The 13,386-nt window shown below is 47.2% G+C and carries 11 protein-coding genes; all 11 read right to left on the reverse strand.

Going from position 1 to position 13,386, the window contains the following annotated elements; genetic code table 11:
- Positions 1-49: 49 nt before the first annotated feature.
- The 11 genes from F3J22_RS08485 to F3J22_RS08535 all read right to left on the reverse strand — a co-directional run bounded on the left by F3J22_RS08485 (position 50) and on the right by F3J22_RS08535 (position 13,306).
- Complete coding sequence (locus F3J22_RS08485; protein WP_167016137.1) at positions 50-856, reverse strand: hypothetical protein; 807 nt, start codon at positions 854-856, stop codon at positions 50-52.
- 91 nt (positions 857-947) lie between these two features.
- The gene (locus F3J22_RS08490; protein ID WP_167016139.1) at positions 948-1,322 is read right to left on the reverse strand and encodes a hypothetical protein; all 375 of its coding nucleotides are present in this window, start codon (positions 1,320-1,322) and stop codon (positions 948-950) included.
- A gap of 118 nt (positions 1,323-1,440) precedes the next feature.
- Positions 1,441-2,001: a hypothetical protein gene (locus F3J22_RS08495; RefSeq protein WP_167016141.1), complete on the reverse strand. Its 561-nt coding sequence runs from the start codon at positions 1,999-2,001 to the stop codon at positions 1,441-1,443.
- Between the two features lie 136 nt (positions 2,002-2,137).
- Positions 2,138-4,063 carry a glucosamine-6-phosphate deaminase gene (gene nagB, locus F3J22_RS08500; protein WP_167016143.1) on the reverse strand — a complete coding sequence of 642 codons (1,926 nt, stop codon included), beginning with the start codon at positions 4,061-4,063 and terminating at the stop codon, positions 2,138-2,140.
- 437 nt (positions 4,064-4,500) lie between these two features.
- Positions 4,501-6,798 carry a family 20 glycosylhydrolase gene (locus tag F3J22_RS08505; protein ID WP_205195164.1) on the reverse strand — a complete coding sequence of 766 codons (2,298 nt, stop codon included), beginning with the start codon at positions 6,796-6,798 and terminating at the stop codon, positions 4,501-4,503.
- Positions 6,799-6,831: 33 nt separating this feature from the next.
- On the reverse strand, positions 6,832-7,599 hold the full coding sequence (locus F3J22_RS08510; RefSeq protein WP_167016145.1) for an endonuclease/exonuclease/phosphatase family protein: 768 nt from the start codon (positions 7,597-7,599) through the stop codon (positions 6,832-6,834).
- 9 nt (positions 7,600-7,608) lie between these two features.
- Entirely contained in the window at positions 7,609-8,493 is an 885-nt protein-coding gene (locus F3J22_RS08515; RefSeq protein WP_167016147.1) for an alkaline phosphatase, read from the reverse strand.
- A gap of 66 nt (positions 8,494-8,559) precedes the next feature.
- A complete protein-coding gene (locus F3J22_RS08520; protein WP_167016149.1) occupies positions 8,560-9,318 on the reverse strand; it encodes a copper homeostasis protein CutC in 759 nt (252 codons plus the stop codon).
- Positions 9,319-9,388: 70 nt separating this feature from the next.
- A complete protein-coding gene (locus F3J22_RS08525; RefSeq protein WP_167016151.1) occupies positions 9,389-10,441 on the reverse strand; it encodes a N(4)-(beta-N-acetylglucosaminyl)-L-asparaginase in 1,053 nt (350 codons plus the stop codon).
- An 11-nt stretch (positions 10,442-10,452) separates the two neighbouring features.
- Positions 10,453-11,418, reverse strand: coding sequence for an ROK family protein (locus tag F3J22_RS08530; RefSeq protein WP_167016153.1), 966 nt, complete (start codon positions 11,416-11,418; stop codon positions 10,453-10,455).
- Positions 11,390-13,306 (reverse strand): MFS transporter, encoded by a 1,917-nt coding sequence (locus F3J22_RS08535; RefSeq protein WP_205195165.1) that lies wholly within the window; start codon positions 13,304-13,306, stop codon positions 11,390-11,392. The genes F3J22_RS08530 and F3J22_RS08535 overlap by 29 nt, the downstream gene beginning before the upstream one ends.
- Between the last annotated feature and the right edge of the window lie 80 nt (positions 13,307-13,386).

The following is a 13,386-nucleotide window of genomic DNA, read 5'->3' on the forward strand; positions in this document are numbered from 1 at the left end:
CTGAAGTCAAATGGTTAATAGTAATCGGTTATAACAAAAAGTTATGACCTTAATCAACGCTTACAATATAAGTATTGAATTTTTTGCAGAAATCTTCTTTGAGATAATTATCAATACCTGGCAGGAAATTAACTGCAAAGCCTCTCTGGAGACGGCGTGGAGTGGTTCCTTCGTAGGTCAGTGGCCGTGAGTGCAGGATACCTATCAGCTGTTTGCCCTGGCATATTAAAGCAAGGCGGTACATAGGACTGGGGTCGTCGATACCGCTTTCATAATTGTAAAAGAGTGCATAGGGCTTGATAGCGCTGTCTTCATCCAGTTTGAAGTTGTGGATAAAGGGTTGGAGGCTGGCAAGACTATAATCTTTATGTTGTTTGAGGAAGTTAACTGCCGCCACTTCAATGATGGTGCCGTTGCGGATACTTTTCTGTTCCACCACCCCTTCGATGGTAGCCCACATTTTTTCGCCGTTGGTGGAAACAGGGAGTTTGACTGTTCGAAGCAGCTCTCCCGCGGGAACACCGTCTACAGCTATTTTCCGGCCTTTCTTAAAGGTCGGGTTATTGTACTCTGTTGCAGTAATGTCTATATCGATATTAACAGGGTACCAGCCCTGGCGGATGGCAGCGCAGCGGATGGGTACATAATCGAGGAGCGAAGCAATGGTTTGTCCGTTTGGCGCCTGGCGCACAGTAGCCGACCCGTTGATACGCTCGCCCAGAATGGGTTTAGCCTGTTTGGTAACAGGAGTGGTAATACTGTCGACAAGTTGGGCCTGCCCTTTTGGGGATTTACGTTTATCCGTACAGGCAACTATCACGGATACAACAAGGATGAACGGAATGATTTTCTTCATAAGTCTCACAAATACAGAGACTAAGATACAAAAAAGGATGGTTCGGCAGTATGCTGCCGGAGGAATACCTTGTATGGCTGTAACGAGGGGATTATTTGTTGCTATAGATGATGGCTTCGTTCATCTTAATTTCTTCTATTTCAAGCATACTGGAGAATGGGTCCAGTGGCGACCAGTTATCAGCAACGAGCATATTTACGTTGTGGCCTTCCAGTTGTTTTTCGAGGATGGCTGCTGTGAGTCCGCGTTCGTTTTTACGGGAGATGAAGTAGATTTTGGGATCGTGCGCGAGATGTATGACTATTCCGGGAGTACCATTTTTGACTTCAGCTACCACGGCGGAACGCTGGGTGCATTTCTCTTTTGCTGCGGAGTGGGAGCCAGGGATACCGGATACCATCAGTATCAGGATAAAAACGGCAGCTAAGGCAAGGCCGGCATAGCCTCTGGAATTACGTTTAGTCATAGATGTTGGCGTCAGGATTAGTACAGGTAATGTAAGATAATGAATATCTCTTAAAAAATCAATCCCGTCTCTACTGAGTAGAGACGGGATTGATTTTTAATTCTTATAAACAACACAACTATTTTTTCTCTTCTTCATCTTCATCTACCCAATCCTGATCTTCCCAGTCTTCATCTTCCCAATCCTCATCATCTTCATCGATGAGCAGACTGGCATCAGATCCGGGTTCTACATTGTTTTCGCGCCAGTGGGCCACGATTTCATCTGCTTTCTTTTTGATGGCATCGAAAGATTTAACGGTATTACCGTCGAATAATATTTCGGTATCCAGACTAGCATTGATTGTATTAAAGCATTCTTCCAGGGTGGCGATGCTTTCCGGTGTATTACGCAGTGCGCTGTAAGACAGGCGTATAGCATCGAAAGGGCCGCTGTTGTGGAATACTTCCTCGCCGTTTTGCATAGGGAAAAGCCATACGATCACATCATCTCCGCCTTCTTCAGTATTGAGGATACCAAAAAAGTCGTCGAGTTGTTCGAAGCCAAGAGGGGCCAGCTTTTCAAAAGCAGTGTTACGAGGCGAGAATTTAGGGTGTGCTTCACCTGTTATCAGGAACAGGTCGCCGAAGCCGGGTTTTGCCTTAGTAAACCTGAAGTCAATAAGGATATCATTTTCCATGAATGATCATTCTGTTTTCTGACGTAATTTAACGGAATAATCGGAATAACAACGCTAAATTATACCAGCGGTATAAGGTATAAAAGAAATCCTGCCTATACGGGCAGGATTTCTTATTGTATATTTTCTATGCTGATTACATGAAGTGGTAGCGTGCAAAAGCTTCCATGGCTGCGTATTGTTGCAGACCCAGTTTGTCATATAAACCAGCGGTATTGGCGTTACGGTCTTCCGCACGTTCCCAGAACTCACGGGAGTCTGTTCCCTGGAAAGGAACGACATCCTTCTGGCTCTGGTGGATGAAGATACCCAGACGTTTCTGGTAAACCTGGTCAGGGGACATAGGAACAGCCATTTCGATTTCATGGATATCCCATTCCTGCCATGCACCTTTATACATCCATACCCAGCAATCTTTCGCCCAGTCTTCGTTTTTAACTTCTTCCAGGGCAGCGAAGATGATGTCCAGGCAAACTTTATGTGTACCATGTGGATCGGCGAGGTCACCAGCGCAATAGATCTGATGTGGTTTGATTTCGCGCAGGAGGTCTACGGTCAGTTTCACATCTTCAGGACCCATTGGTTTCTTTTCTACCAGGCCGGTTTCATAGAAAGGCAGGTTCATGAAGTGTTCATTACCTTCAGCGATACCTACGTAACGGCAGGTAGCTTTAGCCTCACAACGGCGGATCAGTCCTTTGATGGAGCGGATCTCAGGTGTATCTTTCTGGCTAGGTTTCTTGCTGTTGATGAATGCTTTTGCAGCAGCCATGATAGCGGAGCTCTTGCTACCGTCGATATCGAACATATTTTCGAAACCTACGGCGAAGTCGATGAAGCGCAGTACAAATTCGTCGGTTACAGCGATGTTACCGGAAGTTTGGTAAGCTACGTGTACATCGTGACCTTGCTCGTGCAGGCGGATGAAGGTACCACCCATAGAGATGATATCGTCGTCAGGGTGCGGAGAGAAGATCAGCACGCGTTTTTTCTCAGGCTGGGAGCGTTCAGGATGGTTAGGCAGCTGGGTGCCTGGTTTACCACCTGGCCATCCGGTGATGGTATCACGGATCGCGTTGAATTCCAGGATATTCAGCTCATATGCAGAACCGTATTGCACAACGAGGTCGTTGAGACCATTTTCGTTGTAGTCTTTATCGGTGAGCATGAGGATTGGCTTGTTCAGTTTGAGTGCCAGGCCGGTAACAGCTTTGCGGATCAGACCAGGAGTCCATTCGCAGTCGCCGGTGAGCCATGGTTCTTTGAAGCGGGTAAGTTCGGTAGCTGCCTGTTCATCGATAACGAATTTGCAGTTAGCATGCTGTTGGAGGAGGGAAGCAGGAACAGAGTCAGTGCTTTGACCTTCTACAGAGCGGCAAACGATTTTAGCTTTGTGTGAACCCCATGCCATGAGGAGCACGCGTTTAGCTTTCATGATAGTACCGATACCCATGGTGATGGCAAGGCGTGGCACCTGGCTCATATTAGGGAACTCGTAGGCATTGGCCAGACGGGTGCTGTTATCCAATGTGATCAGACGAGTATGGGAATTGATATGAGAACCTGGCTCATTGAAACCAATGTGACCGTTGTTACCGATACCCAGGATCTGAATATCAATACCACCGGCAGCTTCGATCATCTTATCGTATTCCTCGCAGTATTTCTTGATTTGGTCTTTAGGAATAGTTCCATCCGGTACATGATAATTACCCTCGGCAATGTCTACATGATTAAACAGATGTTCTTTCATAAAGCGGTTGTAGCTCTGGAGAGCATCCGGCTCAATAGGGTAGTATTCATCCAGGTTAAACGTAATAACATTCTTGAAGCTCAGCCCTTCTTCCTTGTGCAGGCGAACAAGTTCGGCATAGAGGTATTTAGGAGTGGAGCCTGTGGCCAGTCCTAATACACATTTCTGATTGGCAGCCTGGCGCTCGCGAATTAAAGCTGCGATCTCCTGAGCAATTGCTTTCGAACCTTCCCTGGCAGAGGAATGTATTTCCACAGCAATTTGTTCAAAGCTGTCGATCAGTTCGATTTCCTGATGATTAATCGTCATTGTTTGCGTTTTTGATTAGATGCGGTTTAAAAACGAGCCGGAAAATTAAAAAAAATACTGCTAATGTGTATAGTTATTTAGCACTTATTTAATAGAAATTTCTTTTTAAGAGATTAGAACCATTTTATATAGTTATCCGTTAATATACCAGATAGCTTTGATAGAAGTATATCGGGAATGATACAACGATAGTAGGCAGTAATTACGGCTTCTTCCTACTGATTTACCCCTAAATGAGCCAATAGCAGTGATTTAAGAACAGGTGAATGTCTTATAACAGCCGTTAACTGCGGTGTTATTGCAGCTGACAACAGCTTTTTTACCCGGGAATGCTTTTTTTTCATAATAAATTGGTGTAGGAGTCAACAAACAAAAAAACCGCCTCTACCTGGTAGAGACGGTTTTCTTTATTTATCAGCTATTGGAAGCTGTTAAAATCAATTTACAATCATCTCATCTACAAACAACCACGCAGGATTACCCGCTCCTTCTGCACCTGCCGGGATCATACCGAAGTGCTGTGCCGTCATCTTTATATAACGTGCACGTACCGGCGTAATCACGGTTCTCACCTGGTTGATGCCATTTTGTGAAAAGGCAGTTTGCTTATATACTTCCTTAAAGGTTTTGCCATCTTCAGAAGCACTGAAAGTCAGTACTTTAGGTGCATAGATCCAGTTAGTTTTGATGCTGAGTACATTGGTGCCGAGCATTTTAACTTCCTGTACGCTGTCCAGGTCAACAGTAGCGGTAAAGTCTTTCTTAAATCCAAACCACTGGCCATCATTGTAAGTGCCGATACCCTGGATGCCGTTTACCAGCGCAAAGCTGCTGCCTGGGTTGTAATTAGGCTCCGGATCAGGCGTAATGCTTACTTTTTTACCCAGTGCCTTGTGGAACAGGAAAGGCTGGTTGTATTCATTACCGAAAGGTTTACCATCCTGGAAAACCTGTGCGCGTACCACGCCGGTTTTCAGTACCTGTACCGGTGCGGTATAGGCTTGCGACTGCGGAGTAGGAGCAGAACTGTCGGTAGTATAGAAAATTTTACCGCCATCCAGTTTAGCATCGAGTTTTACTTCAACGCCGCCTTTCTTATTATCTTCCGGTGTACCGGATACCTCAAAAACATGTTTTGCATAGTTCACCTTTTTCAGGTCGAGGCGCTTCACATGTACTTTCAGTCTTTCCACGAAATTATCGTAGTTACGTTGTGCCGGCTGGCTCCAGAGTACTTCTGCCAGGGCAGCAGCACGAGGGTATTCCATATATTCCGCATAATCGGAATCACCGATGTATTCTGTCCAGAGGTTTGCCTGTGCACCTTTGATGTATTTAGCTTCGTCAGCAGTAAGTTCTTTAGGAACAGGCTCATAGCCATATACTTTGCTTACAGGGAGATAACCACCGATTGCCAGTGGTTCATTTTTACCTTTAGACTGATATTTATCGAAGTAGCAGAAATCGCCAGGCGTCATGATAACATCGTGGTGTTGTTTCGCAGCGGCGATACCACCTTCGATACCTCTCCAGCTCATTACTGTAGCGTTAGGAGCGAGGCCACCTTCGAGGATTTCGTCCCATCCGATGATCTGGCGTCCTTTGCCGTTGAGGTATTTTTCCATGCGCTGGATGAAGTAGCTCTGTAAAGCATGTTCATCTTTCAGGCCTTCCTGTTTCATACGTGCCTGGCATTTAGGACATTTCTGCCAGCGTACTTTCGGGCATTCGTCGCCACCGATGTGGATGTATTTGCTTGGGAAGAGCGGTAATACTTCATCGAGTACGCCTTCCAGGAACGTGTATACGCTATCGTTACCTGCGCAGAACACATCATCCAGTACGCCCCAGCGGGTACCTACTTCGTAAGGTCCGCCGGTGCAGCCCAGGTTAGGATATGCCGCCAGTGCCGCGAGTGCGTGGCCTGGCATTTCAATTTCAGGAATAACGGTGATATGTCTGTCGGCAGCATATTTCACGATTTCTTTTACCTGTTCCTGTGTATAGAAGCCACCGTAAGGTTTACCATCGTATTTTCCCGGTTCCTCGTAATGGCCGGCCATGGTTTCCTTACGTTTGGAAGCCACTTCCTGGAGGCGTGGATATTTTTTAATTTCAATACGCCAGCCCTGGTCATCTGTGAGATGCCAGTGGAAGGTATTGTATTTATGCATCGCCATCAGGTCGAGAAACTTCTTCAGAAAATCGACAGAGAAGAAGTGACGGCATACATCCAGGTGCTGGCCGCGATAGGCGAAGCGTGGATTGTCTTGAATATCTACACCAGGGATGATCAGGCTGCTGCCTTTTTCTGTAGGCAATAACTGAATCAGCGACTGCATGCCATAGAATGCACCTGCAGGGCTACCGGAAATAATGATTCCTTTATTACTTACTCCCAGGATATACCCTTCTGGCTGTAAAGTATCCTTCGCTGTTTCAATGATAATTCCATTGTCACCAGGAATTTTGTCTGTAAGCTCAAGTTCATAGCCGGTGAGCTCTTTCAGCCAGCTATTGAAGAGTACAGCAATTTGTTTACCTTCTTCGTTGCGGGCGAAGATTACGGTGTGTTTATCGAGCAGGAAAGAATCCTGTCTTTCTTTTACACTCACCGGCATAGGAATGATACTCACCTGGCCTTTTGGAGTACCTGTTTTACCGCTGTTGGAGCAGCTGAACAGTCCCAATACAGCCAGTAAAAGGCCCCAATTGGTCAATTTTTTAATCATCATATTGTGGTCTTGGTTTGATTTCGTTGGCAAAAACTACTTCACTGTTTTAATAACAGCACTTACAGGTCGGTGGTCCGATGCGATCTTCTCGTCTATCACGTTGGCACTGATACCTTTGTACTGACCGATAGGTCTGAGAAAGATATAATCCAGTTTAGTATCCGGGTTATCGGAAGGAAACGTGGCTCCTGCGTTGGCGGCAACATCCGAAAACAGCGTTTTCAAGATAGTAATTTCTTTTGTTTCCGGAGTAGCATTAAAATCGCCGGCCAGTATGGCAGGGTATTTCGTCTGTTTAAAATAATTGTGAAGGAGTTCCGCTTCTTTAATCCTGTATGCCGGATCATCTTCTACATCCAGGTGGGTGGAGGCGAAAACGATTTTCTTTTTTGAAGGCAGCTGAGCAGTGATGATACTGGTAGCTCTTGGCTCAATACCCGTAGCTACGGGAATCTGTAATGTTTCACTGGCTGTTATCGGATGTTTGGAGAGGATACCGGTGCCATAGGCGCCGCCATCGTATGCCATTGATCTGCCGAAATAGTAATAGGGCATACCACTGAGTTTCGCCAGTTCTTTGAGCTGGAAAACTTTGCCGGTGCGGCTGGTAACACTATCTAATTCCTGTAGTGCAACGAAGTCCGGGTTTTCTGCTTTGATAACATTGGCGATACCTTGCAGGTCTACCACATTCTTCATATTACCGCAGTGGTGGGTATTGTAGGTCAAAACCTTTAGCTGTTGGGCATTGGCGGCAGCTGCGAGCAGTGCGCCTGCTGCCAGGAGTACTAATTTCTTCATGTGCAGCGATTATTTAAATGCTTCAGTAACAGGGCGTCCGATCCATACCTGTGGTGTTTTCAGGCCAAATATCCAGGCGAGGGTAGCAGCGGTATCGTAGGTCATTACGCTGGATTTCAGCTGTGTATTGGCTTTCACGCCAGGGCCGCGGATAATCCATGGAATCTGCATTTCTTCCATGGTTTTGCCGCCATGGCCTTTCTTGATACCGCCATGATCTGCGGTGAGCAGGATGATGGTGTTGTCCCACATGCCGGCATCTTTCACTGCCTGGAGGATCTGTCCGAGGAGTTCATCGTTTTTCTTCACCTGGTCATAGTATTCCGGTGTATTGTGGCCGATACCATGTCCAACGCCATCCGGCTGATCGAAATGTACGAACAGAAAGTCAGGTTTCTTTTCTTTAATATAGCTAACAGCCTCCGTGGTGGCTAATGTATCGTTGTCGTGGGTAGGAACCTGGTGGTTTACTGCTGCCTTAGGGAACAGGTAACCGATGCCTTGCCAGCTGTAGATGACACCTATTTCGGATTTTGGTTTTTGTTCTCTTAATAAAGTATAGATAGATGGGAACATACCATACTTATCGAGGGTACGTGAAGGGAGTTCCGGTGTGCGGCTGTCCCATTCGGTATAGCCGTGTAATTCAGGACCGGCGCCCATGACCATAGATGCCCAGTTCACTGCACTGGAAGAAGGCAGCACACTTCTGGCTTCGAGTGTCCAGGCGCCATCTTTCATCATTTGTTTCATGTTCGGGTTATCGGCTTTAGGGAAGGAGTAGGCACCGAAGCCGTCCATACCGATAAGAATAACGTGTTTTACACCTTTGATCTGGGCGTGGGAATAGAGTCCGCCCAGCAGCATGGCTGCTGCAAGGATGAGTTTTTTCATGGTTGTTCACTTTTAAGTTAACTGAATACTAGCAAGCCCTAAATGGCAAATAGCGAAAATACAGTATTAATGCTTATCTGTCAATGCTTTTTCAGCAGTTTCGCGTATTAATCGAACTTCTTTTTCCTGTGTTTCTGAGATGCCATATTCCGGAACACCAGGTATGCCGCCCATGCTGACATTAGGGTTGCGGAACTGCATTTTGCTATCGATATACGCTTTTGCGGAGGTATGAAATTCGGTGACGTCAGTGGTTTTAACCAGGTCGGCGATGTTGGTGCTGCGTACGCCGGAACCAGCCATGATAGCGATTCTGTCGTTTGCACGGATGACGAGGTCTTTGAGTAGGGAGGCACCTTCTACCGCCGTGTTTCTGCAGCCGGAGGTGAGGATACGTTCGCAACCGATGGCGATGATATCTTCCAGTGCTTCGAATGGGTTGTCGGTCATGTCGAATGCGCGGTGGAAGGTAACGCCCATGGGCCATGCCAGGTCTACCAGTAATTTACAGCGTTGTTTATCTACTCTGCCGTCTGCGGTGAGGATACCGATTACTACGCCGTTGCAGCCGAGTTGTTTGGCCATGACAACATCGCGTTTCATGGTTTCGAATTCGAGGTCGGAGTAGAGGAAGTCGCCACCACGTGGGCGTATGATAGGGTAGATGTCTATATTTACTTTTTCGCGTGCGAGAGCGATGGTTCCGTAACTTGGGGTGGTGCCACCTTCCAGGAGGTTGTCACATAGTTCAATGCGGTGGGCACCGCCTTGTTCTGCTGCGATGCAGGAGGCTACTGAGCCGGCGCAGATTTCAAGGGTAAGCATAACGAGTTTCCTTTTGTTTGTTTTTGCCGGTTTCCGTGTCCGCCGAAGGCGGACACGGAAACCGGAGGGTTTATTTGAAGTATGATTTGCCGTTGATCAGCACATTCTCTTCTTTATTGCTGAGTGCAGCATAGCTAAAGCCTTGCTGCAGGCAGTAAGCACCATGTTCGCCTTTTTTGTTGAGGGCGAGGAAGCCAACCTGAATTTCTTTTGCTTTGGAAGGGCTGCGTTTCACGATACGAGTAACGGCCTCTTTACAAGCTGCTTCAGGCGGATAACCCTGGCGCATGAGTTCTACCACGAGGTGGCTACCCACTATTTTGATGACTTCTTCACCAACGCCGGTGCTGGTAGCAGCGCCGATTTCGTTGTCTACATAGAGTCCGGCGCCGATGATAGGAGAATCACCTACGCGGCCATGCAGTTTGAAAGCCATACCGCTGGTAGTGCAGGCGCCGGAGAGGTTTCCTTCAGCGTCCATGGCCACCATACCGATGGTATCATGATTGTACACATTTCCTGGCAGCATGAGCGGGTTGAATGCGGTAGCGCCGGAGCTGTTGTACGATTTATTTTCGATGTTGATGACTGGTTTGTATTCAGATTTTTTCAGCCATTCTTTCCATGCTTTTTCAGCTTCCGGCGTGAGGAGGTTTTCTTTCTCGAAGCCGTTGGCGAGTGCAAACTGGAGAGCGCCATCGCCTACCAGCATTACGTGTGGTGTTTTTTCCATTACCATACGTGCTACAGAGATGGCATGTGTAATGTGTTCGAGTGCTGCTACGGAGCCGCAGTTGCCCAGTTCGTCCATGATACAGGCGTCGAGGGTAACACGTCCGTCTCTGTCGGGGTAGCCGGAATAACCTACGGTGTGGTTATTGGGATCCGCTTCGGGCACACGTACGCCAGCTTCTACTGCATCGAGGGCGCGGCCGCCTTTTTTAAGGATTTCCCATGCGGCGCTGTTGGCGGCACGGCCAAAGTCCCAGGTAGAAACAACAATAGGTTTACCTTTTACGGCACCTTTTTTCGCTTGTGCATTTGCTGCACTTGTTACACTGTCTAAAGAGAAAACAGCGGCGCTGAGGGCCGCTGTTTTCAGGAAATTTCTTCTATCTTTCATTAAATGAATTTTTAATCTTTCATTTCCCATGCCAGGGCGCTGGCACCCAGGATTGCGGCATCGCTTTCCTTTAATTCCGAGAACAGCAATTTAACTTTATTCTGGAATATCGGGAGCACATTATTTTCCATGTGGATGCGCACAGGTTTCATGAGCATTTCTCCGGCTTTGGTGAGGCCACCGAAGAGGATAATGGCTTCCGGGCTGGAGAACATAACGAAGTTGGCCAGTGCTTCACCGAGGATTTTACCGGTGTATTCATAGACTTCTTTCGCGAGATTATCATTTTTCATGGCAGCTTCATAAATCACTTTGGAGGTGATTTCTTCCAGCGGGTACTGACGCAGTACGCTTTCGGCATCCGGACGGGTGGTCAGGAATTCTTTAGCGGTATTGCAAACGCCGGTGGCGGAAGCGTATGATTCGAGGGAACCACGCATGCCGGTACCTGGATGGAGGCGGCCGCCAGGCTGTACGATACAGTGGCCCAGTTCACCTGCGAAACCATCATGACCGTAGATCAGCTGTCCGTTTGCAACGATACCGCTGCCTACGCCGGTGCCCAGGGTGATCATGATAAAATCTTTCATTCCTCTGGCAGCACCATAGGTCATTTCACCTATGGCTGCTGCGTTAGCATCATTTGTCAATACTGTAGGAAGGCCGAAGCGCTGTTCCAGCAGGTTTGCCAAAGGTATGATGCCGCGCCATCTGAGATTTGGCGCATATTCGATATTACCCGTGTAGTAGTTACCGTTAGGTGCACCAACGCCAATACCTCTTATATTTTCAATGCCGCCAGCCTGTTCAATTAATATGCTCAGGTGGCCGTGGAGTTCTGTTAAAAAATCCTCTACGTTATCATGGCTTTTGGTTGACATCTTGCCATCACTCAGGATGTTGCCGCGGCGATCTACGATGCCAAATACTGTATTAGTCCCCCCAATATCAATGCCCACCGCTAGTTGCTGACTCATAATCAATTCCTTGAGATTTTAATATGTTTTTAACTCTGAATGCGAAGAATGCGAGGTATGCGAAGCACAGACCCGGAATAACGTATGACATATGGATGCCGATAGCAGGAACGTCTGCCAGACCGCCTTGTACAGGAGGAATCAGTGAACCACCCAGGATCATCATGATCAGGAACGCAGAACCTTGTCCGGTGTATTTTCCGAGACCGCCGATAGACAGTGCGAAGATGCTAGGCCACATTACAGAGCAGAACAGACCGCCGCTGATCAGTGAGAAAGTAGCTAATGGACCGGTGGTAAAGAGACCAATCAATACTGCGCCTACACCCAGTAAACCGAAGATCATCAGTGTTTTGGCAGGTTTGTCCTGGCCGGCAAAGAAACCGATAATCTGGATCAGGATACAGATCGCATATGGATAGAGCTGAGATATTTCGTTGCCTTTAAGTACGTTAGCGCCCAGTACAACACCGTAAGCTACGAAAGGAACAACAACACACAGGATCTTGCGGGTATTTTTAGATACGTTGAAAACGCTGATAGCACCTGTCCAGCGGCCGATCATCATAGAACCCCAGAAGAGCGATACATAAGGATCGAGCTGAGATTCAGCGAGGCCGTTTGCGGTCAGGAAGCCGGGATGTTTCAGGAGAGCGCCCAGGTTGGAAGCGATGGTTACCTCCACCCCTACATAGATAAAGATCGCCAGCATACCCAGCGTGAGCTGTGGATATTTCATAGCGCCCCATCCTTCAGGATTTTTCTGGGAAGACAGCTGTGCAACAAAGAGGATACCGATGATACCTACGATACCGGTGATGAACAGTGGCAGTTCCACTTTCAGCCAGAGGCCGAGGAGGATCAGTACGAACATCAGGGAGATACCGATGATAGCTTTGGTTGCTTTAGGAGATGTTTCGAAGACTTCGCCGTCGTCTTTGTTTTCAGGCATTTTCACAAATGCGAAAATGGCAGCAGCTACGAGGAAGAGAACGATCAGCATGATATACAGCGCGTTGATCTTGCTGATATCAGTGCCGCCTGCGCCCTCGCCTTTAGTACCACCGAAGAGCAGCATGCTCACGATGATTGGCCCGATCGTAGTACCGAAAGAGTTGATACCACCGGCCAGGTTGAGGCGGTGCGAACCTTTCGCAGGATCTCCGAGGAGGATGGCAAAAGGATTGGCAGCTGTCTGCTGTAAGGAGAACCCTAATGCCACAATAAAGAGGGCCATAAGGATCAGTGCGAAGTAACCGAAGGTAACGGTCTGGGAGAAGTCTGTACCTAATACGGACAATACTTTTTCCAGGCTATCCTTTTTGAATTTACCAACGAAACCTTCTTCAGCAGGTTGGAATCCACCGGGAACCGCAGCGGCGAGGTTAGCATTGGAAGTATATTTTCCTGCTGCCTCGTTGTTGCTGATAATGAGCGAGTAAGTGTCCGCTTCTTTTTCGCGGCGGATTTTCACTTCGCGGTCGGTGGTCTGTAATTGCTGTTCAGGCTGGAAATTACTGATATCCTTCACTGTTTCGGTGATAGGAACAATTTTTTCCTTGTTGACACAGGGGATCATGATAGCTGATCCGAGTACGGAAATTAATAAACCGTAAATAATACCCTTTTTATATCCGATCTTGTTCAGGATGTCTACCTTTCTCGCTGCAGATGCCAGGTACAGGATCAGCGAACCGATAAAGTAGGCACTGTAGAATGAGAAGTCGATCAGCTGAGATTCAAGCTGGGTAAGGTTAAAGTGTGTTTTACAGAACGGGATAAATATACTGTTTGAAGCAGCTAAGAAGCCCCAAAAAAAGAACACTAAAATTAGCACAAAGAAGGAAGGGTGAGTACTTTGCGCGTCTTGCTTAGATTGCTGAGCCATAAACGTGTTAAGTTACATTGAATTTTTGCCCGATAAATGTATAAATATTTTTTTATCATTTTCTAAAAAACCGGATAAAC

Origin of the sequence: Chitinophaga sp. Cy-1792, from assembly GCF_011752935.1 — a bacterium.
Taxonomy (GTDB): domain Bacteria; phylum Bacteroidota; class Bacteroidia; order Chitinophagales; family Chitinophagaceae; genus Chitinophaga.